General features: G+C 73.1%; 23 protein-coding genes and 1 riboswitch. Of the genes, 8 read left to right on the top strand and 15 right to left on the bottom strand.

What is annotated here, in order from left to right:
* Positions 1-46 precede the first annotated feature (46 nt).
* Both BLT82_RS27235 and BLT82_RS27230 read right to left on the bottom strand, forming a co-directional pair.
* The gene (locus BLT82_RS27235) at positions 47-1,270 is read right to left on the bottom strand and encodes a serine hydrolase domain-containing protein (RefSeq protein ID WP_093659473.1); all 1,224 of its coding nucleotides are present in this window, start codon (positions 1,268-1,270) and stop codon (positions 47-49) included.
* Positions 1,271-1,674: 404 nt separating this feature from the next.
* The gene (locus tag BLT82_RS27230) at positions 1,675-2,928 is read right to left on the bottom strand and encodes a cytochrome P450 (protein WP_093659471.1); all 1,254 of its coding nucleotides are present in this window, start codon (positions 2,926-2,928) and stop codon (positions 1,675-1,677) included.
* 261 nt (positions 2,929-3,189) lie between these two features.
* Between BLT82_RS27230 and BLT82_RS27225 the strand changes: the two genes are divergently transcribed.
* Positions 3,190-4,359 (top strand): steroid 3-ketoacyl-CoA thiolase, encoded by a 1,170-nt coding sequence (locus tag BLT82_RS27225; protein WP_093659469.1) that lies wholly within the window; start codon positions 3,190-3,192, stop codon positions 4,357-4,359.
* A gap of 134 nt (positions 4,360-4,493) precedes the next feature.
* On the opposite strand, the gene BLT82_RS27220 is transcribed toward BLT82_RS27225, so the two are convergent.
* From BLT82_RS27220 to BLT82_RS27190, 7 genes are all read right to left on the bottom strand, one after another.
* The gene (locus BLT82_RS27220) at positions 4,494-4,895 is read right to left on the bottom strand and encodes an aggregation-promoting factor C-terminal-like domain-containing protein (protein ID WP_093659467.1); all 402 of its coding nucleotides are present in this window, start codon (positions 4,893-4,895) and stop codon (positions 4,494-4,496) included.
* Positions 4,896-5,196: 301 nt separating this feature from the next.
* A complete protein-coding gene (locus BLT82_RS27215) occupies positions 5,197-6,081 on the bottom strand; it encodes an ECF transporter S component (protein WP_404205371.1) in 885 nt (294 codons plus the stop codon).
* On the bottom strand, positions 6,078-8,051 hold the full coding sequence (locus tag BLT82_RS27210) for an ABC transporter ATP-binding protein (protein ID WP_093659465.1): 1,974 nt from the start codon (positions 8,049-8,051) through the stop codon (positions 6,078-6,080). The genes BLT82_RS27215 and BLT82_RS27210 overlap by 4 nt, the downstream gene beginning before the upstream one ends.
* Positions 8,048-9,142 carry an energy-coupling factor transporter transmembrane component T family protein gene (locus tag BLT82_RS27205; protein ID WP_093659578.1) on the bottom strand — a complete coding sequence of 365 codons (1,095 nt, stop codon included), beginning with the start codon at positions 9,140-9,142 and terminating at the stop codon, positions 8,048-8,050. Before BLT82_RS27205 ends, BLT82_RS27210 begins: the two co-directional genes overlap by 4 nt.
* 329 nt (positions 9,143-9,471) lie before the next feature.
* Positions 9,472-10,155 carry an SCO2322 family protein gene (locus BLT82_RS27200; RefSeq protein ID WP_093659463.1) on the bottom strand — a complete coding sequence of 228 codons (684 nt, stop codon included), beginning with the start codon at positions 10,153-10,155 and terminating at the stop codon, positions 9,472-9,474.
* Positions 10,152-11,411, bottom strand: coding sequence for a prenyltransferase/squalene oxidase repeat-containing protein (locus BLT82_RS27195; RefSeq protein ID WP_093659461.1), 1,260 nt, complete (start codon positions 11,409-11,411; stop codon positions 10,152-10,154). Before BLT82_RS27195 ends, BLT82_RS27200 begins: the two co-directional genes overlap by 4 nt.
* A gap of 130 nt (positions 11,412-11,541) precedes the next feature.
* Positions 11,542-11,612: riboswitch (cobalamin riboswitch) on the bottom strand.
* Between the two features lie 302 nt (positions 11,613-11,914).
* Positions 11,915-12,955: an MBL fold metallo-hydrolase gene (locus BLT82_RS27190; RefSeq protein ID WP_093659459.1), complete on the bottom strand. Its 1,041-nt coding sequence runs from the start codon at positions 12,953-12,955 to the stop codon at positions 11,915-11,917.
* A gap of 295 nt (positions 12,956-13,250) precedes the next feature.
* Between BLT82_RS27190 and BLT82_RS27185 the strand changes: the two genes are divergently transcribed.
* Both BLT82_RS27185 and BLT82_RS27180 read left to right on the top strand, forming a co-directional pair.
* Positions 13,251-14,714, top strand: a complete 1,464-nt coding sequence (locus BLT82_RS27185) for an aldehyde dehydrogenase (RefSeq protein WP_093659457.1) — start codon at positions 13,251-13,253, stop codon at positions 14,712-14,714.
* Entirely contained in the window at positions 14,714-14,947 is a 234-nt protein-coding gene (locus tag BLT82_RS27180; RefSeq protein ID WP_093659455.1) for a ferredoxin, read from the top strand. Before BLT82_RS27185 ends, BLT82_RS27180 begins: the two co-directional genes overlap by 1 nt.
* A 69-nt stretch (positions 14,948-15,016) precedes the next feature.
* Here the strand turns inward: BLT82_RS27180 and BLT82_RS27175 are convergent, their stop codons facing one another.
* The gene (locus tag BLT82_RS27175) at positions 15,017-15,643 is read right to left on the bottom strand and encodes a TetR family transcriptional regulator (RefSeq protein WP_093659453.1); all 627 of its coding nucleotides are present in this window, start codon (positions 15,641-15,643) and stop codon (positions 15,017-15,019) included.
* 268 nt (positions 15,644-15,911) lie between these two features.
* On the opposite strand from BLT82_RS27175, the gene BLT82_RS27170 reads away from it, so the two are divergent.
* The 3 genes from BLT82_RS27170 (at position 15,912) to BLT82_RS27160 (ending at position 19,169) form a co-directional block, all read left to right on the top strand.
* A complete protein-coding gene (locus BLT82_RS27170) occupies positions 15,912-17,225 on the top strand; it encodes a glycosyltransferase family 4 protein (RefSeq protein WP_093659451.1) in 1,314 nt (437 codons plus the stop codon).
* 121 nt (positions 17,226-17,346) lie between these two features.
* A complete protein-coding gene (locus BLT82_RS27165) occupies positions 17,347-18,078 on the top strand; it encodes a class I SAM-dependent methyltransferase (RefSeq protein ID WP_093659449.1) in 732 nt (243 codons plus the stop codon).
* On the top strand, positions 18,075-19,169 hold the full coding sequence (locus BLT82_RS27160; RefSeq protein ID WP_093659447.1) for a glucosidase family protein: 1,095 nt from the start codon (positions 18,075-18,077) through the stop codon (positions 19,167-19,169). Before BLT82_RS27165 ends, BLT82_RS27160 begins: the two co-directional genes overlap by 4 nt.
* Positions 19,170-19,195: 26 nt before the next feature.
* On the opposite strand, the gene BLT82_RS27155 is transcribed toward BLT82_RS27160, so the two are convergent.
* A complete protein-coding gene (locus BLT82_RS27155) occupies positions 19,196-19,489 on the bottom strand; it encodes a hypothetical protein (RefSeq protein WP_093659445.1) in 294 nt (97 codons plus the stop codon).
* Between the two features lie 182 nt (positions 19,490-19,671).
* Between BLT82_RS27155 and BLT82_RS27150 the strand changes: the two genes are divergently transcribed.
* Together BLT82_RS27150 and BLT82_RS27145 are read left to right on the top strand one after the other, a co-directional pair.
* The gene (locus BLT82_RS27150) at positions 19,672-20,253 is read left to right on the top strand and encodes a hypothetical protein (protein ID WP_093659443.1); all 582 of its coding nucleotides are present in this window, start codon (positions 19,672-19,674) and stop codon (positions 20,251-20,253) included.
* A gap of 147 nt (positions 20,254-20,400) precedes the next feature.
* Positions 20,401-20,859: a hypothetical protein gene (locus tag BLT82_RS27145; protein WP_093659441.1), complete on the top strand. Its 459-nt coding sequence runs from the start codon at positions 20,401-20,403 to the stop codon at positions 20,857-20,859.
* Positions 20,860-21,261: 402 nt separating this feature from the next.
* Here BLT82_RS27145 and BLT82_RS27140 read toward each other — a convergent pair whose 3' ends face one another.
* The 4 genes from BLT82_RS27140 to BLT82_RS27125 form a co-directional block, all read right to left on the bottom strand.
* Positions 21,262-22,272, bottom strand: coding sequence for an LLM class F420-dependent oxidoreductase (locus tag BLT82_RS27140; protein WP_093659439.1), 1,011 nt, complete (start codon positions 22,270-22,272; stop codon positions 21,262-21,264).
* Between the two features lie 123 nt (positions 22,273-22,395).
* The gene (locus tag BLT82_RS27135; protein ID WP_208868048.1) at positions 22,396-23,190 is read right to left on the bottom strand and encodes a DUF5336 domain-containing protein; all 795 of its coding nucleotides are present in this window, start codon (positions 23,188-23,190) and stop codon (positions 22,396-22,398) included.
* 192 nt (positions 23,191-23,382) lie between these two features.
* The gene (locus BLT82_RS27130) at positions 23,383-24,354 is read right to left on the bottom strand and encodes an N-acetylmuramoyl-L-alanine amidase (protein ID WP_093659437.1); all 972 of its coding nucleotides are present in this window, start codon (positions 24,352-24,354) and stop codon (positions 23,383-23,385) included.
* 33 nt (positions 24,355-24,387) lie between these two features.
* Complete coding sequence (locus BLT82_RS27125) at positions 24,388-25,041, bottom strand: class I SAM-dependent methyltransferase (RefSeq protein WP_093659435.1); 654 nt, start codon at positions 25,039-25,041, stop codon at positions 24,388-24,390.
* Positions 25,042-25,082 lie beyond the last annotated feature (41 nt).

The following is a 25,082-nucleotide window of genomic DNA, read 5'->3' as shown; positions in this document are numbered from 1 at the left end:
GACGTTCGCGCCGCTCCTTGACGGGCAGACCTTGCCCGACGCGGCACTACGACGTCGGTGACGGCATCCGTGACGGCGGTGGGCTGCTCTTCTCGGACTGCGGCGCGGCCGGCAGGTCGAACACGTTGCGCGGTGTCACGATCTCGGTGACCGCGCGCCCGAGCATCGTGCTCAGGGACTGGCCGCGGTAGTCGGTGTCGGAGTTGACCAGGATCACGAGTGTGGCGCGCTGGGACGGCAGTTGCAGGGCGAGCGTCTCGTAGCCGGGGAGCTCCCCGTTGTGGCCGATCCAGCCGCCCACCCGCATGATGCCCAGCCCGTACTGGACTTGCGGGATGCTCGTCGGCCCGAACCGCAGACGCTCCTTCTGCGTGGCGGGGTTGAGCAGCCGGCCGTCGGCCAGCGCGGGCAGCCAGGTGTGCAGGTCGTCGAGGTCGGAGATCATGGCGCCGGCCGCCCAGGCCCAGGACGGGTTCCAGTGGGTGGCGTCGACCGTGCCGCCGGACGGGGTGGCCGTCGCGGCACCGGACTTCGTGTAGGCGGTGTAGCCGTGGGCGAAGGGCTCCGGCATGGCGTCGTCCGTCGGGAACGAGGTCCGGCCGAGTTCGAGCGGGGCGTAGACGCGCTGCCGGAGGTAGTCCTCCAGCTGCTGCCCGGTGACCTTCTCGATCACCAGCCCGAGCAGCACCGTGTTGGTGTTGCTGTACTCCCACTCGGAGCCGGGCGGGAAGTTCGGCGGATGGGCGAACGCGTACGTGAGGAGCTGCTGCGGGGTGAACGTCTGCTGGGGATCGGCCTCCAGGGACTTCTCCCACTTGTCGTCCTCGGTGTAGTTGAACAGGCCGCTGCGCATGTCGGCGAGCTGGCGCAGGGTGATCCGGTTGCCGCCCGGGACGCCGTCGACGTACTTGCCGACGGGATCGTCGAGCCCGACCCTGCCCTGGTCGACCAGTTGCAGCAGGCCCGTGACCGTGAAGGTCTTGGTGACGCTGCCGATCCGCATGTGCAGGTCGGTCTTCATGGGTGTGCCGGACGACTTGTCGGCCACGCCGAACGACTTCTCGTACGTACCGCGGCCGGGAATCCAGACGCCGACGATCACGCCCGGAATCCGTTCTTTGGCCATGGTGTCGGTGACGGCCTTGTCGAGGGCTTCCACGAGGGCGGGATCGAATTCCTGACGCACGGTCCGCGCCTGTGCGCCGGAGAGGCCCGTGGCGACCAGCAGCAGGGCGGCGAGGATCGCCGGCACGACTCTGAGACGGATCATCCGCAGCCACCTCTGACTTCTCGGCGAACGAGGTGAAACGGCCCCTTCGGTGAAATGGTCGATACAGGGATCACCCATCATAAGATCACCGCAACCGGGGGGCGACTCGACCGTACGGGGCCGCCTGAGCCGCCCGCGCCGGGCCGGGCCGAACCCGGTGACGGCCGGGCCGGCCGGGCGGGAGACGGGGGCGGGCGCAGGAGTGATGGCCCCCGTCTCCCGCGTGCGGGGGCGTGTGTCGTGGCCGCGCCGTACCGGTTCGCGTGCGGGGCGTGCGTCGTGGCCGCGCCGTGGCCGGTTCGCCTGCGCCACGGATGCGTGACCGGTTCGCCTGCGCCACGGATGCGGCCACCCGGGATGCGGGCCTCGCCGACTGTGCGCGGCGGCCGGTGGGCCCTTGCGCCTCAGCCGCCGACGCCCACCCGGAGTTCCTTGATCCCGTTCAGCCACGCGGCGCGCAGCCGCCGCGGTGCGCCGGCCAGGCGCAGGTCCGGCAGGGTGTCGGCGACGGCGTTGAAGATGAGGTCGATCTCCTGGATGGCCAGGGACTTGCCGAGGCAGAAGTGCGGGCCCCCGCCGCCGAAGCCGAGGTGCGGGTTGGGGTCGCGGGTGATGTCGAAGGTCCCCGGGTTCTCGAAGACCTCGGCGTCGTTGTTCGCGGACGAGTAGAAGAGGCCCACCCGGTCGCCCTTCTTGATCTTCTGGCCGCCGAGCTCGGTGTCCTGGGTCGCCGTCCGCTGGAAGGAGACCACGGGAGTGGCCCAGCGGACGATCTCCTCGGCCGCGGTCGCCGGGCGCTCGCGCTTGTAGAGCTCCCACTGGTCGGGGTGGGTGAGGAAGGCGTGCATGCCGTGGCTGATCGCGTTGCGGGTCGTCTCGTTGCCCGCCACCGCCAGCAGCAGTACGAAGAAGCCGAACTCGTCGGAGGACAGGTTGCCTTCGCCCTCGGCCGCGACCAGCTGGGTGACGATGTCCTTCGCCGGGCACTCCTTGCGGGCCGCGGCCAGGTTCATCGAGTAGCCGATGAGTTCCATGGCGGCCTCGGCGCCGATCTCCTCCGTGATCGCGTACTCCGGGTCGTCGTACGCCACCATCTTGTTGGACCAGTCGAAGATCCGGGCGCGGTCCTCCTGCGGTACGCCGATGAGTTCGGCGATGGCCTGCAGCGGGAGTTCGACGGCGATCCGGTTGACGAAGTCGAAGCTGCCGTCGGCGCTGCCGCCCGCGCTCGCCCTCGCCTCCTCGACGATGCGCCGGGCGCGGTCCCGCAGCGCCGACTCCAGGCCGCGCACGGCGCGCGGGGTGAAGCCGCGCTGGACTATCTGGCGTACCCGGGTGTGCTCGGGCGGGTCCATGTTGAGCATGATCAGCCGCTGAACCTCGATCTGGTCCCGGCTGATGTGCTCGTTGAAGCGGATGACCGCGGTGTTCTCGCTGGAGGAGTACAACTCGGGGTGGGTGGAGACGTACTTGACGTCCGCGTGCCGCGTGACGACCCAGTAGCCCTCGTCGTCGAAGCCGGTGATGCCGCGTGGCTGCGCGCACCACCAGACGGGGGCCGTCTGCCGCAACCGGGCGAACTCGGGGAGGGGGACACGGCTCTGCAGCAGATCGGGGTCGGTGGCGTCGAACCCTTCGGGGAGATGGGGGCAGGGCATCGGCAACTCCAGGTCTCGCGGCTGGACAGCTGTGCGGCGGCTGCAAGGTTCTGACGACCCATCAGAATTGCCCGCAAGGTAGTAACCGGTTCTACAACTGGCAAGACTCGTGGCGGGAACTGTTGCGTGCAGGAGCCTTGCGTACCCGAGGTAACCCTCATAAGACTGCTAGAGAACTAGAACGCGTACTAGTTCTTCTTGCGGTTTTTGCGTGCGGGGTACCGGGACACCCCGCGCCGGCGCTGAGGAGAGGACGAGCTCATGGCCGCGGAACCCGTCATCGTCGAAGCCGTACGCACACCCATAGGCAAGCGCGGTGGCGCGCTCGCCAATCTGCATCCCGCCTATCTGCTGGGCGAGACCTACCGTGAACTGCTCGGCCGTACCGGCATCCACGCCGACTGCGTCGAGCAGATCGTCGGCGGCACCGTCACCCACGTCGGCGAGCAGTCCATGAACCCCGCGCGCAACGCCTGGCTCACCATGGGGCTGCCCTACGAGACCGCCGCGACGACCGTCGACTGCCAGTGCGGCTCCTCGCAGCAGGCCGCGCACATGACCGCCAACATGATCGCCGCCGGGGTCATCGACGTCGGCATCAGCTGCGGCGTCGAGGCCATGTCGCGCGTACCACTGGGCAGCGGCTCCAAGCACGGCCCCGGCAAGCCCTGGCCGGACGAGTGGAACGTCGACCTGCCCAACCAGTTCGAGGCCGCCGAGCGCATCGCGCGCCATCGCGGACTCACCCGCGAGAACGTCGACTCCCTCGGCCTGATCTCCCAGGAGCGGGCGGCGGTGGCCTGGTCGGAGGAGCGCTTCAAGCGCGAGACGTTCGCGGTCCAGGTGCCCACGACCGAGGAGGAGCAGCACGCCGGACAGGGCATGTGGCGGCTCGTCGACCGGGACGAGGGCCTGCGGGACACCTCGATGGAGGCGCTGGGAGGGCTGAAGCCGGTCATGCCGACGGCCGTCCACACCGCGGGGAACTCCTCGCAGATCTCCGACGGCGCGGCGGCGATCATGTGGGCGTCCAAGCGCATGGCGCGGGCGCTGAAGCTGAAGCCGCGCGCCCGCATCGTCGCTCAGGCGCTGGTCGGGGCGGACCCGCACTTCCATCTCGACGGGCCGATCGACGCGACACGGGCGGTGCTGGGGAAGGCGGGCATGTCGCTCAAGGACATCGACCTCGTCGAGATCAACGAGGCGTTCGCCTCCGTCGTGCTGAGCTGGGCGCAGGTCTTCGACCAGGATCTGGAGAAGGTCAACGTCAACGGCGGGGCCATCGCGCTGGGGCACCCCGTCGGCGCGACGGGCGCGCGGCTCATCACGACCGCCCTGCACGAACTCGAGCGGACGGACAGGGAGTTCGCTCTGGTGACGATGTGTGCGGGCGGGGCGCTGGCGACGGGGACGATTCTGCAGCGGCTCTGATCACTCCGGTTGCCGTGGGCCGGCGGACGCCGGATCCCACGGGTACGGCGAAGGCCCCGGTCCGACGCGTGGAGCGTCGGGCCGGGGCCGGGGTCCGCCGTGCGCGGCAGTCCGTCGTCCGCCGTCCGGTCGGCTCAGTACCAGTGGTTGGCCTGCCAGAAGTTCCAGGCGCCGCACGGGCTGCCGTAGCGCTCGTTCATGTACTCCAGACCCCACTTGATCTGGGTCTTCGGGTTGGTCTTCCAGTCGGCGCCGGCGGAGGCCATCTTGCCGCCGGGCAGGGCCTGGACCAGGCCGTAGGCGCCGGAGGAGGCGTTGGTGGCCGTGTGGTTCCAGTTCGACTCGTGCGAGACGATCTTGTCGAAGCACTGGAACTGCGCGGCGGGCATCATCTGCTTCGCGATCTCCTGCGGCGTCGCGGCCGAGGCCGTCGACGTCGTCCCCATGACCGCGCCGGCCGTACCCAGAAGCACGGCGGTACCGGCGGCGAGGGACTTGCTGCGGGCGGAGATGCGGGTGATCAGCGAGCGGGACAAGGGCTTACCTAACGTTCGGGGACTCCGGGTCGCGAGGGGCGGGCCGAGCCGGGCTCGTGTGCCGGGCTTCCAGGCCCTGCTGCACCTTGCGACGGGAACAGTTGTAGCCAGCCCCGGGGGCCCTGTGCCGTGACCGGGCTCACGCCGTGATTACGACGTAGAGGGGGCATCGAGGGTCGAAGGTCCTAAACCGGACATATGCGGTTTATGTGCAGCCAGGGGGTGGTGCGTCGGGAAACCGCGTCCTCGGGGAACGGCTACGAACGCCGATAGTTTTGGGACCAAAGTCCTGTGGGCCGCCTCACCCCTCCGGAGAGGTTTTGGCCGCCTCGAATGTGACCTGGGCCTCGAACGCGGCCCGTCGGGTCGCCCGGCGGAGCGCCTTCAGCAGCGTCGGGCCGACCGCGAGGGTCAGCACGACGGTGAGGGCCGCCCGGCCCAGGTCCCAGCCGAGGGAGGTGGCGAGGACGTACGCGCCGAACCGGACCAGGTTCTCGGCCACCGGCGCGCCCTCCTGGAACGAGATGCCGGAGGCGAGGCCCGGCACGATGGTCCAGCCGTACAGGTTCATGGCCGTGCCGTACGCGAAGGCCGCGGCGAAACCGTACCCCGCGAGCATCAGCAGCTCCGCACGGCCCCTGAGGTGTTCCGCACCCGGCAGCAGGCCGGCGCCCATGGTGAACCAGCCCATCGACAGCATCTGGAACGGCATCCAGGGCCCGACCCCGCCCGTGAGCAGCGCGGACGCGAACATCGTCACCGAGCCGAGTACGAAGCCGAAGCCGGGACCGAGAACCCGGCCGCTCAGCACCATCAGGAAGAACATCGGCTCCAGCCCCGCCGTGCCGGCGCCGAGCGGCCGCAGCGCCGCACCGACCGCGGCGAGCACACCGAGCATGGCGACGGCCTTCGCGTCCATCCCGCCGTCGGCGATGGTGGCGACCACCACACCGACGAGGAGGGGGAGCAGGGCCGCGAACAGCCAGGGAGCGTCCTGGGCGTGGCCGGAGAGGGCGGCGTCCGAGTCGGCGAGCAGCGGCCAGCCGAAGGCGACGACGCCGATCGCGCTGATGAGGGCGAGTGCCGTGACGGCGCGGGGGCCGAGACGCACGGGGCGGGCGGGCCGGGTCGCGAACTCGTGGCGGCCGCGCCGGTCGTGCCGGTGGGTGGCCTTGTCCTCGCTCACAGGGCGGCCTCCACCTGGGCGACGGTGAGCCACGGCTGGGGGGCGAGGATCTTGGCGACCTGAGGGGCGAAGGCGGGTGACGAGACGACCACGTCGGCCGTCGGGCCGTCCGCGACGACCTCGCCGCCCGCGAGGATCACCACACGGTCCGCGATCTCGGCGGCGAGCTCCACGTCATGGGTGGCCAGCACGATCCCGTGGCCCTCGGCCGCCAGTCCGCGCAGCACGGCGACGAGCCGCGACTTCGCCGCGTAGTCGAGCCCGCGGGTCGGCTCGTCGAGCAGCAGCAGCGGCGGGCGGGCGGTCAGCACGATCGCGAGGGCCAGCGCCAGCCGCTGCCCCTCGGACAGATCACGGGGATGGGTGTCGTCCGCCACTCCCGGCAGCAGTGAGGAGACCAGCCCCCGGCAGGTCCCGGGCTCGGCCCCGGCGTCCGCGTCCGCGGCGGCGCACTCGGCGCCGACCGTGTCCGCGTACAGCAGGTCCCGCGGCTCCTGCGGTACGAGCGCGACCCGTCGCACCAGCTCGGCCGGCGGGGTGCGGTGCGGTGTGCGCCCGCCGACCCGGACCGTCCCGGAGGCCGGCTCGACCATTCCCACGAGGCTGCCCAGCAGCGTCGACTTCCCGGCACCGTTGCGGCCCATGAGCGCGACGGTCTCCCCGGGCGCGACCGACAGATCGACCCGCCGCAACGCCTCGATCCGCCCGTGCCGCACCCCGAGCCGCGCGACCTCCGCGAGCACGGCCGGGTCGTGCGGCCGGCCGGCCGGCTCCCCGCCCCGTGCCGAGCGCCCTCGCCCGAGCCACCGGAACAGCGCGGCCGTCCGTCCCCGGGCGCCCGGCCGTCGGCGAGAGGCGGGGCCGGACGCGGCGGGGCTCGCCAGGCCCCGCGCGGACGCTGCCGCGGCGCCCGCCCCGGCCGGTGCCGAGCGGGGAGCGGTCCGCTCGATGCCGCCGGCCGCCTCCGGGCGGTCCGCCTCGGCCGCCGGGGCCCGCCCGGCGCGGACACCCGCCCCCGGCCCGCTTCCGGCCACGAGGTCTCCCTTGCCGTCCCGCGCGGCGGGATCGGCCGCAGCGGCGTCCACCGCACGGGCCGCAGAGGCGTCCACCGCACGCGCCGCCGGACCGGAGACGCGCGCCGGCGGCGACACGCCTTCCAGCCGAGTGCGCAGTTCCCCCGCGTTGCGGCGGGCGTCGCGGACGGAGAGGGGGAGAGGGGTCCAGCCCGCGAGGCGCCCGAGGGCGACGACCGGGGGACGGACCGGGGAGAAGGACATGACGTCGGCCGGGGCGCCCGTGACCGAGGGCTCGCCGGGCGCGGGCATCAGGACGACCCGGTCCGCGTACTGCACCACCCGCTCCAGCCGGTGCTCGGCCATCAGGACCGTGGTCCCGAGGTCGTGGACGAGCCGCTGGAGCACCGCCAGCACCTCCTCCGCCGCGGCCGGGTCGAGCGCAGACGTCGGCTCGTCGAGAACCAGTACCTTCGGGTGCGGGGTCAGCACGGACCCGATCGCGACCCGCTGCCGCTGCCCGCCCGAGAGCGTCGCCAGGGGACGGTCGCGCAGCTCCGCCAGCCCCAGCAGGTCCAGCGTCTCCTCCACCCGGCGGCGCATCACGGCGGGCGCCAGCCCCAGCGACTCCATGCCGTAGGCCAGTTCGTCCTCCACCGTGTCGGTGACGAAGTGCGCGAGCGGATCCTGGCCCACCGTGCCGACGACGTCGGCGAGTTCGCGCGGCTTGTGGGTGCGGGTGTCGCGTCCGTCGACCGTCACCCGGCCCCGCAGCGTTCCGCCCGTGAAGTGCGGTACCAGCCCCGAGACCGCCCCCAGCAGGGTCGACTTGCCGACCCCCGAGGGCCCGACCAGCAGGACGAGCTCGCCCTCCGGGACGGTGAGGTCCACCCCGGAGACCGTCGGCGGCGCCCCGGCGTCGCCGTACGTCACCGAGACGTTCTCGAAGCGGATCATGACGAGGACTCCTTCGGCGGAACGGGGGCGACGAACGCGGGCAGCAGGCCCACCAGCACCGCCGCGGCGGGCCACAGCGGCAGGGACGGCGCGGTCAGGGGTACGACACCGGGATGCAGCGCGAGGGGCTCGTACGTGCCCGCGCGGATCATCAGCGCGGCCACGACGACACCGGACCCCGCCACCAGCCAGGCCCGCGGACCCCACCGGTCCGGGCGGTAGCGGGTGCGGACCTGGCGCCGGCCGCCGAGCCACAGCCCGCCCAGCGCCGCCGCGAAGCCGCCCAGCAGCACGGGGAGTCCGTACCCCGCGCCCTCCGCGGCGAGCAGCCCGTACGATCCGGCGCACACGCCGAGCAGCCCGCCGAGGGTGAGCGCGGTGGTGGTGTGCCGCACGGCGGGCGGCACCTGCGCGGTACGGCCGTACCCGCGCGCGTCCATGGAAGCGGCGACCGCGACCGAACGCTCCAGCGCCCCCTCCAGCACCGGCAGCCCGATCTGCAGGACGGCCTTCACCCCGCCGGTCGGCCGGCCGCGCAGCCTTCGCGCGGTACGGAGCCGGAGGACGTCGGCGACCATGTTCGGCGCGAACGTCATGGCGACGACGACCGCGACCCCCGCCTCGTACAGCGCGCCCGGGAGCGACTTCAGCAGCCGGGCCGGGTTCGCGAGCGCGTTCGCCGCGCCGAGGCAGATCAGCAGGGTCGCCAGCTTGGCCCCGTCGTACAGCGCGAACACCAGCTGCTCCGCCGTCACCCGGCCGCCCAGCCTGACGCCCTGCGCCCAGTCCGGCAGAGGCACTTCGGGCAGCGTGAGCAGCACGTGGGTGCCAGGGACGGGCGAACCGAGCACGGCGGAGAACACCAGCCGGACGACGATCACGGCGAGACCGAGCTTGACGAAGGCGCCGTACGAACGCGCCCAGGGCGCGTCGGTGCGCCGGGCCGCCACGACGTACCCGGCGACGCCCACCAGCATCCCGAGGAGGAGGGGATTGGTCGTCCGCGACGCGGCGGTGGCGAGGCCGAGCGCCCAGACCCACCAGGCCCCGGCGTGCAGCGCGTTGCTCCGCCCGGCGCGCGGAGCGCGCAAGGCCCCGCCGAGCGGCCGGCGCTCCCGCGGGGCACGGCCGAACCCACGGCCCCCGCTCTCACCGCGTCGGCCCTCCGCGGCCCGGCCCGCAGCGCGTTCGGTCTCCCCGGGCCGGCGCGCACCGATTTCGCGCGCACCGCGTTCGCCTTCCGCGGATGCGTTGCCACCGCGTCCGTGCGCGGCACCGCTCTCGTCGCTCCGCCCGCTTCCGGGGCCCGGGTGTGTGCCCGGCTCCGGGCCGGCCGGCCGGGGGCGCGGGACGCCGCCGAGCAGCCGGTGTCCGGCCGGCTGCTCGGGACCGTCCGGCGGCGCGGGCACAGGCGGACCGGTCATCCGCGGCGACGCGACTGCCGGAAAGCCGCCCCGCCCAGTGCGAGGACGGCGGCGATACCGGCGAAGAGCCCGAGAGAGGGGCCCTCGTCGGTCGCCCGCCCGGCCGTCCCGGCGGCCTTCCCGGCCGACGGCGAGGACGTGCCGGGCTCCTCGGGCGCCGGGTCTCCGGCAGCGACCTGCTCGCCGCAGCCCGTCCTCGGATATCCGGAGATCGCGCACAGCAGCGCGCCCGAGTTGTAGCGCAGGGGCTTGGCGACCGCGGCCAGGGCGTCCGCGCTCGACGCGTCCGGGGGGACCGCGGCACAGCCGGAGACCGGCGTGGACGGGGGCTTCTCGCCGGACGGGGCGTCCGCCTCGGTGCCGAAGTCGATCACGACCCCCACCCGCTTGGTTCCGGGCTTCGCGGGCGTGGCCGCGCAGAGCTCCGTGAAGGAGGGGGCGGTACGCGGCTTCGCCGAGTCCTGCGAGTCCGCGCTGACGGAGAAGCGGTACCCGTCCACCGAGCCGTCGGCGGGCCGCGCCGTCGTCGGGCCCTGGGTGGCGTAGCCCCAGGCCGAGGCGCCGGACTGCCAGAACGACCAGTACCGGTAACCGGCCGCCTGGGCCTGCCCCGCCGTGCCCGGCACCGTGAGCACGGCGCCGAGCACGAGGAGGAGCGCGGTCACTCGCCTGCGGATCACTGCTGCTTGTTCTTCCTGCGGCCGCTGATCAGGATGCCGATGCCGGCACCCGCGGCGAGACCGGCCCCGACGATCCACCAGATTCCGGCGCTGTCGCCGCCCTTGTTCTCCTCGCCCGCGTCGCCCTGCGCCCGGGGTGCGGGCGGCGCGGTGGTGGAGAGCGGCGCGGGGCCGGTCTCGTTCAGCTGCCGGACGAGGTCGGCGCCGCCGAAGTTCCGAGGGTCGTCGCCGTGGGCGTGCGCGGCGAGGATCAGCTGCGCGTACGCGGCCGGGCCGCCGTCCTTCGCCCACGCGGCGGAGTTCTTCTCCAGCCACTGGACCGACTTGTCCGCCTTGTCGCCGTGCCCGGCGGCGGAGAGCGCGAGGACCGCGTCCGCGGTGTTGCCGAAGTCCGGCAGCGGAGCGGGGTCGGTGGCGCCCGGCAGCGGCGGCGAGTCCAGGTGACCGGTCTTCGCCAGCGCGCCGGCCAGGTACGCGGCGCCGTTGCGGGCCGACTGCTCGGGGGTGGCCTTCGCCGGGGAGTCGCAGACGGCGGGGGAACCGTCCGCCTCCGGGCCGGACACGACCAGTCCGCGGCCCAGCCCGGCGAGTACGGCCGCCGCGGTGGCGTCGCCGTTCGCGAGGAGCTTGCCGGCCTTGTCCGGCTGGTAGGCGAACGCGCCGCCGCCGGCCTTGTCCGCGCACGGCAGGGCGAACGTGACCAGCGCGTCGAACGGGCTCTTGCCGCTCTTCGACTTCACCTCGCCGGGGCGGGCCTTGGCCGCGGCGAAGGCGCCGATCACGACGGACGTGGAGTTCGCGTCGGACGGCATGCCGGGGTTGTAGCTCCAGCCGCCGTCCTCGTTCTGTACCGACTTCAGCCACTCGAGGCCCTTGTCCACGGCGTCCCCGTGGTCGCCCAGGGCGCGCAGCGCCTGCACGGCGGCGGCGGTGGCGTTGGTGTCCAGCATCGTCTTCGCGTCGCACGGCTTGGACACGTCGGCACGGTAGGAGGCGAAGCCGCCGTTCTCGCACTGCTGCGCGGTGAGCCAGTCGACGGCCTGCTCGGCGGGCACGGTCTTGACGACGTCCTGGGCGAGCAGCGCCAGCGACTGCCGCCACACACCGTCGTAGGTCGGGTCCTTCGTGCCGTACAGCCCGGCCGGGAGCGCGGCGGACGGAGAGGGCGTGGGGGCGGCCGTCGCGGCCGGGGCAGCGGCCACGCAGAACACGGCGGAAGCGGTGGCGAGCGCTGCTGCGCTGCGGCGAACGGACATGGCGGGCTGGGCCTCTCCTGCGGGGAGCCGGGCACAGGCACGCTGGGGTACCAGGCTCCGGCCCCGTATTCCTCGACGGTGCCTGCCAGCGGGCCGGTCCCGATGGCATGAGCCGGTCACGGCCGGCACGGGGCATTCCGACTCACCGCCTGCGGGCGGCTCACGGCTGCGGGTCAGTGCCGGATTCGCACCGGCTTCCCCCCGTACGGGTGTGATGACGACTCGCACACTCTACCGGCCCGTAATCCTCGCCCTTCAGGACGGGCGGCCGGGTGCGGCCTGAGCCCCCGCGGCCGTGCCCACCGTGCCTCGCGGTGGATCTTGGCGGGACCCGGCGGTACCGGGGTGGCGCTCCGGCTGGGGCGGGCTCGGTTCAGCCCGGCGGCTTCCGCGACGGGTCCGGTCCGTGCGAATCCCGGCGGGTCCGTCACCCCCGGCGTGAGAGTCCGGTTCACCTGGGCCCCGGTGCGGTCCGGGCCCGCCGTCGCCCGCACCCCGCCGGCTCAGCCCACCGCGACGTACGCCACCGGGTCGCTGCCCGGCACCGCCTCCACGCGGCCCAGCTTCACCAGGCGCCGCAGATGGGCCTCGGCCTCCGAGACGGCGATGGTGCGGGAGCCGTAGGGGATCTCGTCCCACGGCCGGTTCCACTCCATGCGCTCGGCCAGCCGCCAGGGGGTGAGCGGTGCGGCGAGGAGGGACAGCAGCCCGGTCAGCCGCTCCTCGTGGTGGGCGAGGAGCTCCCGGACCCGGGCCGTGGCGTCGGTGAAGGGGTGCTGGTGCGCCGGGAGCACCTCGGCGGCGCCGAGACGGCCCACGCGTTCCAGGGAGTCCAGGTAGTCGCCGAGGGGGTCGGTGACCGTGGAGTCGTCGGGATCCTCGTACAGGCCGATGTGGGGGCTGATGCCGGGGAGCAGATGGTCGCCGGAGAACAGGCGGCCCCGGCCGGGGAGGTTCGCCGGATGGTCCTCCTCCAGGTGCAGGCACACATGGCCGGGCGTGTGGCCGGGAGTCCAGATCGCCCGCAGCCGCCTCCCGGCGAGGTCCAGCAGCTCGCCGGGCGCGATCTCGCGGTCGGGGAGGGCCGCCCGCAGCCCGGGAAGGGTCCGCGCCCGGCCGCTCTCGCGGGCCGCGAGCAGCGGGGCGAGGTGCTCCTCCGGCGCCCCGACGGCGGCGAGCTTCCCCGCCAGGTAGTCGAGCCAGGCCCCGGGCCGGGCCTCCCGCGTGCGGCGGAGGACGGCGATGTCCGCCGCGTGCATCGCGATCCACGCGCCGGACGCCTCGCGGACCCTGCCGGACAGCCCGTGGTGGTCGGGGTGGTGGTGGGTGACGAGTACGCCGTGGACGTCGACCGGCGCGAGGCCGAGCTCGGCGAGGCCGTCCGAGAGCTCCGTCCAGGACGCGGGGTCGTCCCATCCGGTGTCGACGAGGACGGGCCCGCGGCCGGTGTCGAGGACGTGGACCAGGGTGTGGCCCAGGGGGTTGTCCGGGATGGGGACCTTGAGGGACCACACACCGCCGCCGTGCTCCGTCACCCGCGTCATCGGCTCCCCATCCTCGCGGCCGGGCCCAGGAACGAGAACCCGTTCCAATGGTCGCCCAAGTCGACCTTATTGCAAAGGGTTCGGCGGTGTGCGGGGTCGCGGCCGGTGGTGTCGGTCCGCGTCCGAGGTCGCCTCCGGGATCGGATCCGTGTCCGCGCGCCTCCTTCCCGGGGGCGGGTTCCGGCCGTGGACTCCTCCGGCGGGAACTGGTATCTGTTCATGCGGTTGGCATTTCTGAAACACCGTCAGGAAAGTTGGAGGGCTCGGAGAGCCGGGGTCGCGGGAGGCAGTCGTCATGACCGAACTGGTCGAGCACGGAAAACTCTTCATCGGCGGGGAACTGGTCGATCCCCGCGGCACGGACACCATCGAGGTCGTCTCGCCGCACACCGAGCAGGTCATCGGGCGCGTCCCGCACGCCTCGCAGGCCGACGTGGACCGTGCCGTGGCAGCCGCACGGGCCGCCTTCGACCGCGGTCCCTGGCCGAGGACGACGATCGAGGAGCGCATCGAGGTCGTCGGCAGGATCAAGGACGCGATCGCCGTACGGCACGAGGAGATCGCCCGCTCGATCAGCTCGCAGAACGGTTCGCCGTACTCCTGGAGCGTCCTGGCGCAGGCGCTCGGGGCCGTGATGGTCTGGGACGCCGCCGTCACCGTCGCCCGCGACTTCACCTACGAGGAGCGGCGCGGCGGGGTCCTGGGCCCGCTCCTGGTCCGGCGCGAACCGGTCGGCGTGGTCGCGGCCGTGGTGCCGTGGAACGTCCCGCAGTTCGTCGCCGCCGCCAAGCTCGCCCCCGCCCTGCTCGCCGGCTGCACGGCGGTCCTCAAGCCCTCGCCCGAGTCGCCGCTGGACTCCTACATCCTGGCCGACATCGCCCGTGAGGCCGGACTGCCCGAGGGCGTCCTGTCGATCCTTCCCGCCGACCGCGAGGTCAGCGAGTACCTCGTCGGGCATCCCGGCGTCGACAAGGTCTCCTTCACCGGCTCGGTCGCGGCCGGCAGGCGCGTGATGGAGGTCGCCGCCCGCAACCTCACCCGCGTCACCCTGGAGCTCGGCGGCAAGTCCGCCGCGGTGGTCCTCCCGGACGCGGACCTGGAGGCGTCGGTGCAGGGCATCGTCCCCGCGGCCTGGATGAACAACGGCCAGGCCTGCGTCGCCCAGACCCGCATCCTCGTCCCGCGCACCCGCTACGACGAGTTCGCCGACGCCTTCGCCGCGGCGGCCGGGGCGCTGGTGACCGGCGACCCGCTGGACCCCGCGACCCAGGTCGGCCCGCTCGTCGCCCGCCGGCAGCGGCAGAGGTCGCTCGACTACATCGCGCTCGGTCAGGAGGAGGGCGCCAAGGTCCTCGCCGGCGGCGGCCGCCCGGCCGGCCTCGACCGCGGCTGGTACGTCGAGCCGACCCTCCTCGGCGGTGTCGACAACGCGATGCGGATCGCACGCGAGGAGATCTTCGGCCCCGTCGTCTGCCTGCTGCCGTACGGGGACGAGAGCGAGGCCGCCGCCATCGCGAACGATTCCGAGTACGGACTCAGCGGCAGCGTCTGGACGGCCGACGTCGAGCACGGCATCGACTTCGCCAGGCGGGTCAGGACCGGTACCCACAACGTCAACACGTTCAGCCTCGACATGCTTGGCCCGTTCGGCGGATACAAGAACTCCGGGCTGGGGCGGGAGTTCGGTCCCGAGGGATACGGTGAGTACTTTGAGCACAAAATGGTGCATTTGCCGTCGGGATACGGGAGCGAGAGCTGATGGGTGACCGCTGGCAGGTCGAGGTCGACCGGGGTGTGTGCATCGGTTCGGGAATGTGCGTCAACAACGCGCCGGACGGCTTCAAGCTGGACGCCGCCCGCCAATCGCACCCCACCGAACCGGAGACCGACGCAAACGAGGACATCCTCACGGCTGCCGAGGGCTGCCCGGTCGAGGCGATCTCGATCCGGCTGCCGGGGAGTGGTGAGGCGGTGTTCCCACCCGAGGAGTAGCCTCCAGCGGTCCGGTGCCACGAGGGCGCGGTCGGGGCGGGCCGCGATCGCGCGGAGCGGGCCCGCGCTTCACGCGGTGGGCCGGCGCTCCGGGTCCGTGAGGTCGATCAGGCGGCAGACCGTCTCGATGTCGATCTTCACCTGGGCGATCGAGGCGCGACCCGACAGCCAGGTGATCAGGGCCGAGTGCCAGGTGTGCTCGATGACCCGGACGGCGGAGAGCTGTTCGGGCGTCGGGTTCTCCAGGCCCATCGCGTCCAGGATGATCGCCGTGGTCTGGCGCGAGACCGTGTCGACCTCGGGGCTGACGCTGCGGTCGGCGAACGTCAGCGCCCGCACCATCGCGTCCGCCAGATGGGGTTCGCGCTGCAGCGCGCGGAACGCCCGCATCAGGGTCTCGGCGACTCGCTGCGCCGCGCCGTCCGCGACCGGTGGGCGCTTGCGCAGGGTGGTGTGCAGATGCTGGAGCTGGTCCTGCATGGTGGCCACGAGCAGGTGCACCTTGGAGGGGAAGTAGCGGTACAGCGTGCCGAGCGCGACCCCGGCGGCCTCGGCGACCTCGCGCATCTGCACGGCGTCGAAGCCGCCCCGGCTGGCCAGCTGCGCAGTGGCGTGCAGGATGCGGCGGCGCCTGGCCTCCTGGCGCTCCGTCAGCGGTGGGGCCGCCGGGACCGCCGGCCTGGCTTCCGCGCTCATCTCTTCCGTCCCCGTCCCCGCTCCAGGGGCCCTTCCCGGCCCGCTGTCCCGATCCGTGCTGCGTTCCCGCTTCGGGAGCTGCGGAGGGCCCAGCATGGCAGGGCCCCGCGCCGTGGCGCGAATCACCTGCTCCGGGCCTCACAGCAGCGCTACCTGCCGGTAGATTCGATGCTCCTTGAGCGATCAAGAACGATCAAGTGTGGAACTTGTTCTAGATTAGCGCGAGCGGTTACGCTCCGGCGAAAGTGGAGTGAGAAGGGGGCCGTAGGTGACCGCTGAGGCCATAGCGGCCGGGCCCCGTGGGGGTGCGTCCGGTGCCGGTGACCGACCGCTGCGCATCGCGCTCCTCACCTACAAGGGCAACCCGTTCTGCGGGGGCCAGGGCGTCTACGTGCGCCATCTGTCGCGGGAGCTCGCCCGCCTGGGCCACAGCGTCGAGGTGATCGGCGCCCAGCCCTTCCCCGTCCTCGACGAGGGCGTGCCGCTCACCGAGCTGCCCAGCCTCGACCTGTACCGCCAGCCCGACCCCTTCCGCACCCCCGGGCGCGACGAGTTCCGCGACTGGATCGACGGGGTCGAGGTCGCCACGATGTGGACCGGCGGCTTCCCTGAGCCGCTGACGTTCTCGCTGCGCGCACGGCGCCACCTGCTCGCGCGCCGGGGCGAGTTCGACGTCGTCCACGACAACCAGACGCTCGGTTACGGGCTGCTCGGCGACCTCGGCGCACCGCTCGTCACCACCATCCACCACCCCATCACCGTCGACCGGCAGCTGGAGCTCGACGCCGCGCCGGACTGGCGCCGCCGGGCGTCGGTGCGCCGCTGGTACGGCTTCACCCGGATGCAGAAGCGGGTCGCGCGCAGGCTGCCGTCCGTCCTCACCGTCTCCGGCTCCTCCGAACAGGAGATCGTCGAGCACCTCGGCGTGCGGCCGGAGCGGCTGCGAGTCGTGCACATCGGTGCCGACACCGATCTCTTCTCGCCGGACCCGTCGGTGGCCGAGGTGCCCGGCCGGATCGTGACGACGTCGAGCGCCGACGTGCCCCTCAAGGGCCTGGTGTACCTCGTGGAGGCGCTCGCCAAGCTCCGTACCGAGCAGCCGGACGCCCATCTCGTCGTGGTCGGCAAGCGCGCCGAGGACGGACCCGTGGCCCGGATGATCGAGCGGTGCGGGCTCGGTGACGCCGTCCGGTTCGTGAAGGGCATCTCCGACCAGGAGCTGGTGGACCTCGTGCGCAGCGCCCAGGTGGCCTGTGTGCCGTCGCTGTACGAGGGCTTCTCGCTGCCGGCCGCAGAGGCGATGGCCACCGGCACCCCGCTGGTCGCCACGACCGGCGGCGCCATCCCGGAGGTCACCGGCCCCGACGGCGAGACCTGCCTCGCCGTGCCGCCCGGCGACGCCCACGCCCTCGCCGGCGCGCTCGGCCGGCTCCTCGGGGACGCCGACCTGCGCCGCCGCATCGGCACGGCCGGGCGGGCCCGCGTCCTGTCCCGCTTCACCTGGGCCCGCGCGGCCCAGGGCACGGCGCAGCTCTACCGCGAGGCCATCGCGGCACGTCCGGCCCCGGCCGGTGCCCGATGAACACCCGGCGTTCCGCGCGGCGGGCGAGTATCCGCTCCGCGGGTGCGGACGGCGGGCCCGCACCATCTGCAAGGCGCGCCCCCAGCGAGGGCGCCGTGACCCATCCGGAAGGGCAGACCTCGTGCTGACCGTCGACTTCTCCCGCTTTCCGCTCGCCCCGGGCGACCGCGTGCTGGACCTCGGCTGCGGTGCCGGCCGGCACGCGTTCGAGTGCTACCGGCGCGGAGCCCGGGTCGTGGCCCTCGACCAGAACGGCGAGGAGATCCGCGAGGTCGCCAAGTGGTTCGCGGCGATGAAGGAGGCCGGCGAGGCGCCCGAGGGCGCGAGCGCCACCGCGATGGAGGGCGACGCGCTCAACCTGCCCTTCCCCGACGAGTCGTTCGACGTCGTCATCATCTCCGAGGTGATGGAGCACATCCCGGACGACAAGGGCGTCCTCGCCGAGATGGTCCGGGTGCTCAAGCCCGGCGGCCGGATCGCCGTCACCGTGCCCCGATACGGCCCCGAGAAGATCTGCTGGGCGCTGTCCGACGAGTACCACGAGGTCGAGGGCGGGCACATCCGCATCTACAAGGCCGACGAACTCCTCGGCAGGATGCGCGAGGCGGGCCTCAAGCCGTACGGCACCCACCACGCGCACGCCCTGCACTCGCCGTACTGGTGGCTGAAGTGCGCGTTCGGTGTCGACAACGACAAGGCTCTGCCGGTGCGCGCCTACCACAAGCTCCTGGTCTGGGACATCATGAAGAAGCCCCTGGTCACCAGGGTCGCCGAGCAGGCTCTGAATCCGCTCGTCGGCAAGAGCTTCGTGGCGTACGCGACCAAGCCCCACCTGCCGAAGGCCGACGCGTGACCGTGCCCTGGCGCCGCCAAGGGCGTACCGAGCATCTCGTCCTGCCCGGAGTCCTCACCGCCGAACAGGCCGCCGAGACCGTCGCGGGCATCCTCTCCGTCCAGCGCGAGGACGGGGCCATCCCGTGGTTCCGGGGGCACCACCTCGACCCGTGGGACCACACCGAGGCCGCGATGGCCCTGGACGCGGCGGGCGAGCACACCGCGGCGGCCCGTGCCTACGAGTGGCTGGCACGCCATCAGAACGAGGACGGCTCCTGGTACGCCGCGTACCACGACGGCGAGGCCGACCGGCCCACCGACCGGGGCCGTGAGACCAACTTCTGCGCCTACCTGGCCGTCGGCGTCTGGCACCACTACCTGGCGACCGGGGACGACGTGTTCCTGGACCGGATGTGGCCGTCCGTCCACGCGGCGATCGAGTTCGTGCTCCGCCTCCAGCAGCCCGGCGGCCAGATCGGCTGGAAGCGCGAGGCACCGGAGGACGGCGGCGCGGCGGTCGACGACGCGCTGCTGACCGGGAGTTCGTCGATCTTCCACGCCCTGCGCTGTGCCCTCGCCATCGCCGAGGAGCGCGAGGAGCCCCAGCCGGACTGGGAGTTGGCGACGGGGGCCCTCGGGCACGCGATCCGCCGGCACCAGGACCGCTTCCTCGACAAGTCGCAGTACTCGATGGACTGGTACTACCCGGTCCTCGGCGGCGCCCTCACCGGCGACGAGGCGAAGGCCAGGATCGACGCGCGCTGGGACGCGTTCGTGGTCCCCGGACTCGGCGTGCGGTGCGTGCTGCCCAACCCGTGGGTGACGGGCGGCGAGAGCTGCGAACTGGCCCTGGCACTCTGGGCGGTGGGGGAGTCCGACCGGGCGCTGGAGATCCTGCAGTCCATCCAGCACCTGCGCGCCGAGGGCGGCATGTACTGGACGGGCTACGTCTTCGAGGGCAACCGCGCGGTGTGGCCGGAGGAACTCACCACGTGGACCGCCGGTTCGCTGCTGCTCGCGGTGGCCGCCCTGGGGGGCGACGAGGCGACCACCGCGGTGTTCGGCGGGGAGCGGCTGCCGCGCGGCCTCGAACCGGAGTGCTGCCGGTAGGTGCGGCGGCCGCGCGGGGGAGGGGGTCAGCTGTGGCGGCGCAGCCGGCCCGCCACGGCGTGTCCGACGAAGAGGTACACGACCGCGGCGAGGCCGTAGCCCGCCACCACCCGCGCCCACGCCTCGTCGAACGTGAACAGATCGTGCGACCAGCCGGCGAGCCAGCCGGCCACGTCCCGGATCAGGATGACCAGGTCGTTGGCGCGGTTCGCGTCCAGCAGGTACATCAGGATCCACAGGCCGATGATGACGGCCATCACATCGGCGACCACCATGATGATCGTCGCCGCCTGGTTGCTACCACTTCTGCGGGGAGACATGGCAACCGGATTGCCGTTCTCCGTTGAACCAAACCCGGGGCGGATTCGCCCGAGTGGCGCAACGGCCGGTGCCGGGTGACGCTGGCGCGAGAGGCCTCGGGGAGCGGCGGTCCGGGGAGGCCGGACCCGGGAGGCCGGACAAAGGGGAGGTCAGGAGCTCGGGGAGGTCAGGGAGGACTGCCATGCCGACTCCGGCAACGACGACCGCCCGCCGGGCGTGCACCAGGACGGGCCGGCGGTTGCGCCGGGCGGCCGTCGCCCTGTTGCTCTGCTGCACGCTGCTGGGCGCCACCGCGGCCTGCGGGGGCGAGGACGAGGCGGGCGCCGCTGCGACGCCCACGGACGCCGTGGAGGCGCAGAAGTTCGCCAAGACCCGGTTCGTGGCGAACGCCGGGCTCGCGGCGGGCGCGGTCTACCAGTGGATCGTCAAGCCGTACCGGGCCGGGAAGTTCCAGAAGGGCGCCGACGGCCAGAAGGTCGCGCTCGTGAAGGCGGGCCTGGCGGGCGCGTTCGCCTACAACAGGCTCAAGGCGGCCGCGAACAACGCCAAGGGCGATCCGCTGCTGGCGAAGGCGATCGCTCCGGTCACCGCGGGCATCGAGTCGCTGAAGGGCCTCGGATCCAAGATCCGCAAGGGACAGGTGGGCGACGCCGACATCGGTGCCTTCGAGAACGTCGTCAACCAGGTCAAGGACGCCGGTCAGAGCGCCGGTGCGGTGGTGAAGGAGAAGGTCCCCTCGGCCACGCAGCTGAGCGGCGGCTGAGCCGCGGCCGCCGCGGCCGACGGGCGGAGCCACCGCCGGCCGGGCCCGTACCGGGCCGGGGAGCGCCTGCAGTCCGAACACGTCCCGGGAACCGGGCCGTTCGACGCCGCCCCGTTTGCGTCCGGCAGAAGCGGCAATTCGAACGCCATGACCAACTCAAGCGCGAACAACAACGGCAGCGGCACGACGACCCGTGCCACCAAGGCGACCAAGGCGACCGCCGCCAAGGCCAAGGAGTCCTCGGCGAAGGCCGCGCAGAGCACCGCGTCGAAGGCGGAATCCGCGGGCAGGGCCACCGGCCGTGCCGCCGAGGACGCGGGGAGCGGTGCGGCACATGCCGCCAAGTCGGCGGGCAGCGGCATCGGACGCGCCGCGACCACGGCGGGCTCCGTGGCGACCACCGCCCTCAAGGGTGCCGGTACGGCCGCCGGGCAGGTGGCGTCCGTGGCCACGACCGCATGGACGGTCCTCAAGGCCCGCAAGCTCATCGCGGCGGGCGCCACGGCCGGCGCCACGGCCCTGGGCGCGGTCTCCTACCTGGCGGGCCGGCGCTCGGAACGCAGCGGCCACGGCCCGGTCACCCGGCTGACGGGCGGGCGCCTGTAAGGGCTGTCCCGTCATCCCCAGCGGGCGCACGACGACGGCTACGGCACCTCGCTGCGTTGTCGGATCGCCTGAATACGCCCGGCATGAGGGCGGCCCTCCGCCCTACGATGCACCGCATCTGACGCCGCGCGCTGATCCGCCGGTGACTACGGGACAGCCCTTGGGCATGGCGGCGGCCCCGCGTGAGCCGGCGCCGTCCGGGCCGCGCACGCCGCCCGCCCGTTCCCGCCCGGCACGCCACTCCCCGGGTCGTCGGGCCTGTCCGGCGCAGCTCGGTACGGTGCGGACCCTCCGCCTCCCCGAGCGCATGCGCCGGGCGCACCGCGCCCTGCCCCCTCCGCGCGGACGGCGCCGGTTTCCGGGCAGGGCCCCGGAGTTGAGTGCCGCCAAGGCCGTCAGGGCTCAGGAGTTCAGCTCGGCCAAGACTCTCAGGGTGCGGGGGTCCGGCGCCGTCACCAGCAGGTCGGTGACCGGGCCCTTGCGCCATGACTCCAGCCGCTCGGCGATGCGTTCCCGTGGCCCGACGAGCGAGATCTCGTCGGCGAAGGCATCGGGGACGGCGAGCACCGCCTCATCCCGGCGGTTCTCGGCGAACAGCCGCTGGATGTGCCGTGCTTCGGCCTCGTAGCCCATGCGCGCCATCAGATCGGCGTGGAAGTTGCGGGCGGCGTGGCCCATGCCGCCGATGTAGAAGCCCAGCATCGCCTTGACCGGGAGCAGCCCTTGGGCGACGTCGTCGCAGACGTGGGCGCGGGCCATCGGCGCGATCATGAAGTCCTCGGGCAGTTCGGTGAGCGACGCCTCGTAGACCTCCGTCCGCAGCGGCGTCCAGTACAGCGGCAGCCAGCCGTCCGCGATCCGGGTCGTCTGCGCGATGTTCTTCGGGCCCTCGGCCCCCAGCAGCAACGGCACCCGGGCCCGCAGGGGGTGGGTGATCGGCTTGAGCGCCTTGCCGAGACCGGTGCCGTCCTCCCCGGCGTACGGGAGGGTGTGGAAGCGGCCGTCGAGTTCCACGGGGCCCTCGCGGCGCAGGACCTGGCGGATGACGTCCACGTACTCCCGGGTCGCCGTCAGCGGGCTCCTCGGGAACGGCCGCCCGTACCAGCCCTCGACGACCTGCGGCCCCGACAGCCCGAGGCCCAGGAGCATCCGCCCGCCCGAGAGATGGTCGAGCGTGAGAGCGTGCATGGCGGTGGCGGTGGGCGTACGGGCCGCCATCTGCGCCACCGCCGTGCCGAGCCGGATCCGCTTCGTCCGCGCGGCGATCCAGGTGAGCGGCGTGAACGCGTCGGAGCCCCACGCCTCGGCCGTCCAGACGGAGTCGTAGCCGAGTCGCTCCGCCTCCACGGCGAGTTCGGTCTGCGCGGGGTCAGGACCGCGCCCCCAGTAGCCGAGCGCGAGTCCGAGCCGCATGACCCCAGCCCCTCTCCGGGCATTTCTGACGCATCGTCAGTTCGCTGTGTACGGGCGACTGTACGGCAACGGCCCCCCGCCCGGAAGGGCGAGGGGCCGCGCTGTGCGCCGGGCGGGACGGGGTCAGCCGCGCTGGATGCCCGTGGTGTCCTGCAGGACGCCGCGCCGGCCGTCCTGCGTCTGCGCCACCAGGGCGGGGCCGCGCTGGTCGACCGCGAGGTACCAGGTGCCGGGCGCCAGCTCGGCGATCGGCGTCGGGGAGCCGTCCTCCGCGTACAGCGGCCGGGCCACCGGCACCGCGAACCAGAACGGCGAGAACTCCGGGGCCGGACCGCCCTGCGGCTGTCCCTGCGCGGGGCCGGGCTGCCGGCCACCGTACGGCTGCTGCTGCCCCGGCTGGCCGCCGTAGGGCTGCTGCTGGGCGCCGGGGTAGCCGTAACCACCCTGCGGCTGGGCGCCGTAGGGCTGCGGGGTCTGCGGCCTGGGTGCGCCGACCAGGGGGGCCTTGAGGGCGGGGACGAGCGGAGTGGCGATCGCGCCCGCGGCCAGCAGCAGGGTGCCGAGCAGGCCGAGGATCGCGCCGGCGCCCGCGTCGCCCGTGATGTCGATGATCGTCCAGAACATCGTCCAGAGGGCGAAGACGCTCAGGGCGACGCCGAACTGCGCGATGTCCAGGCCGAGGACCTTGCGCCCCGGCATGGCGCGGCCGACGATGATCAGTCCCGCGGCGATGATCCCGGCGAGGTAGATGGACATCACCGTGCCCAGCGAGTCCCAGGCGTTCGGCAGGTCCGCCGAGGAGCAGTCGATACCGCGCGGGCAGTCGACGCTGACGAAGTCGAGGAACGAGGCGATGAACAGCACCACCGCTGCTCCGATCACCACGCCATCGCCTCGAGTGAGGGAGCGGATGTTCACGTGTAGTCCTTAGTCGGTTGCGTCTCGTCGTGGCGGTCGTCGGTGCCGCCGGTCGGCGGTGCACGGCGCGGAAGCTCGGGGGTGGCCCCATCGTACGGGTGCCGGTGGAAGCCGGTGTGCGACCCCCGTCCCCGGCGGAGACGAATCTATCGCCCGTCCCGTCCGCCCCGGCCGGTAGGTCCGATGCCCGGTCTACCCCAGCAGGTAGCTGCCGATGCCTTCGGCGATCCCCTGCGCCGCCTTCTGACGCCACTGCGAACTCGTCAGCAGGGCCGCGTCCTTCGCGTCACGCATGTTCCCGCATTCGATGAACACTTTGGGAACGGTCGACAGATTCAGTCCCCCGAGGTCCCCGCGCTCGTTCAACCCGGTGCCGCCGCCCACGTAGTTGGAGGGTGCGCTGCCCGTGGCGCGCACGAATTTCCCGGCGATGCGCTCGGCCAGTTCCCGGGACGGGCCGACGATTTCCGTGGTGTCGGCGGCGCCGTGCTCGACCAGGGCGGGGTGGATCACATGGAAGCCGCGGTTGCCGCTGCCCGACCCGTCGGCGTGGATCGAGACCACGGCGTCGGCGGCGGCCTTGTTGCCGATCCGGGCCCGCTCGTCCACGCAGGGACCGAACGGCCGGTCGTCGTCCTGGGTGAATCGCACCGTTGCGCCCTGCTTCTCCAGCAGTGTGCGAAGACGGTGTGAAACATCGAGGGTGAATGCGGCCTCGGTGTAACCGTCGTTGGTGGACGTGCCCGTCGTATCGCATTCCTTGCGGTTCGTCCCGATGTCCACGAGCTGGTTGATCTCGCGGGCGTGCCGGAAGTTTCCCGGGTTGTGACCCGGGTCGATCACGACGACCTTCCCGGCGAGCGGGCCACTGGCGGGAGTGGAGGGCTTGGCGTCCGACGGCGTCCCCGGAGTGCCCGACTCTCCGGGCGTCCCGGGGCCGCCGGCCGTGGAGGCGGAAGCGGACGGAGCCGCGGACGCCGTGGCGCCGGTCGCCTCCGGCCCGCCGGGTACGGGCGCGGCGCCGGGGCCGCTCGAACCGCCGCACCCGGAGAGCGTCACCGCCGTCAGCGCGGCGATCGTGAGGAACGCCCCGCCCCGGGCCAGGGGCGGGAGACGGCGGGGCCGGTGCTGGCCGGATGGCGGCTGGTTCAGGTCGTACGGCACGTCGCGATGCTAGGGGATGACGGGTGCGGTACCTCAGATTCCGGGACTCGTGCGCCGCAGCACGCGCAGCGAGCCGGTGGCCGAGACCTCGGTAAAGGCGCCGGAGGCGAGCGCCCTGCGGTAGATCCGGTAGGGCGCCTGGCCCGTCCACTCGTCCACCGGGTCCGGGAACACGTCGTGGACGACCAGCAGACCGCCCTCGGCCACGTGCGGCGCCCAGCCCTCGTAGTCGTTCGTGGCGTGCTCGTCGGTGTGCCCGCCGTCGATGAAGACCAGGCCCACCTCGCGGCCCCACACCTTCGCCACCTGCGGCGACCGCCCCACGACGGCGATCACGTGGTCCTCCAGCCCGGCCGCGTACAGGGTGCGGCGGAAGGCGGGGAGCGTGTCCATCCGCCCCACCTCGGGATCCACCAGCCCCGGGTCGTGGTAGTCCCAGCCCGGCTGCTGCTCCTCGCTGCCCCGGTGGTGGTCGACGGTGACCGCGACGGTGCCCGCCTCGCGGGCGGCGTCCGCGAGCAGGATCGTCGACCGCCCGCAGTACGTCCCGACCTCCAGCAGCGGCAGCCCGAGCTCCCCTGCCGCCACGGCGGCCGCGTACAGGGCGAGGCCCTCCCCGGCGGGCATGAAGCCCTTGGCGGCCTCGAACGCGGCGAGGGTCTCCGGCTTGGGTGCGGCGGGGGCCATGGGTTCCTCCGGCGACGTGGCGGGGCGGGCGGGCAGGACGG

It is taken from the genome of Streptomyces wuyuanensis (assembly GCF_900103455.1).
In the GTDB taxonomy this organism is placed as follows: domain Bacteria; phylum Actinomycetota; class Actinomycetes; order Streptomycetales; family Streptomycetaceae; genus Streptomyces; species Streptomyces wuyuanensis.
Note: the sequence above shows the minus strand (reverse complement) of the source record. Positions and strands in the feature narration are given on the sequence as shown.

What these genes read in the sequence shown, in the direction of transcription:
- BLT82_RS27155 (WP_093659445.1), bottom strand. Translation starts at nt 19,489, where the DNA reads ATGTCTCCCCGCAGAAGTGGTAGCAACCAGGCGGCGACGATCATCATG.
- BLT82_RS27230 (WP_093659471.1), bottom strand. Translation starts at nt 2,928, where the DNA reads ATGCCCTGCCCCCATCTCCCCGAAGGGTTCGACGCCACCGACCCCGAT.
- BLT82_RS27190 (WP_093659459.1), bottom strand. Translation starts at nt 12,955, where the DNA reads ATGACGCGGGTGACGGAGCACGGCGGCGGTGTGTGGTCCCTCAAGGTC.
- BLT82_RS27185 (WP_093659457.1), top strand. Translation starts at nt 13,251, where the DNA reads ATGACCGAACTGGTCGAGCACGGAAAACTCTTCATCGGCGGGGAACTG.
- BLT82_RS27195 (WP_093659461.1), bottom strand. Translation starts at nt 11,411, where the DNA reads ATGTCCGTTCGCCGCAGCGCAGCAGCGCTCGCCACCGCTTCCGCCGTG.
- BLT82_RS27210 (WP_093659465.1), bottom strand. Translation starts at nt 8,051, where the DNA reads ATGATCCGCTTCGAGAACGTCTCGGTGACGTACGGCGACGCCGGGGCG.
- BLT82_RS27125 (WP_093659435.1), bottom strand. Translation starts at nt 25,041, where the DNA reads ATGGCCCCCGCCGCACCCAAGCCGGAGACCCTCGCCGCGTTCGAGGCC.
- BLT82_RS27150 (WP_093659443.1), top strand. Translation starts at nt 19,672, where the DNA reads ATGCCGACTCCGGCAACGACGACCGCCCGCCGGGCGTGCACCAGGACG.
- BLT82_RS27175 (WP_093659453.1), bottom strand. Translation starts at nt 15,643, where the DNA reads ATGAGCGCGGAAGCCAGGCCGGCGGTCCCGGCGGCCCCACCGCTGACG.
- BLT82_RS27180 (WP_093659455.1), top strand. Translation starts at nt 14,714, where the DNA reads ATGGGTGACCGCTGGCAGGTCGAGGTCGACCGGGGTGTGTGCATCGGT.
- BLT82_RS27225 (WP_093659469.1), top strand. Translation starts at nt 3,190, where the DNA reads ATGGCCGCGGAACCCGTCATCGTCGAAGCCGTACGCACACCCATAGGC.
- BLT82_RS27235 (WP_093659473.1), bottom strand. Translation starts at nt 1,270, where the DNA reads ATGATCCGTCTCAGAGTCGTGCCGGCGATCCTCGCCGCCCTGCTGCTG.
- BLT82_RS27140 (WP_093659439.1), bottom strand. Translation starts at nt 22,272, where the DNA reads ATGCGGCTCGGACTCGCGCTCGGCTACTGGGGGCGCGGTCCTGACCCC.
- BLT82_RS27145 (WP_093659441.1), top strand. Translation starts at nt 20,401, where the DNA reads ATGACCAACTCAAGCGCGAACAACAACGGCAGCGGCACGACGACCCGT.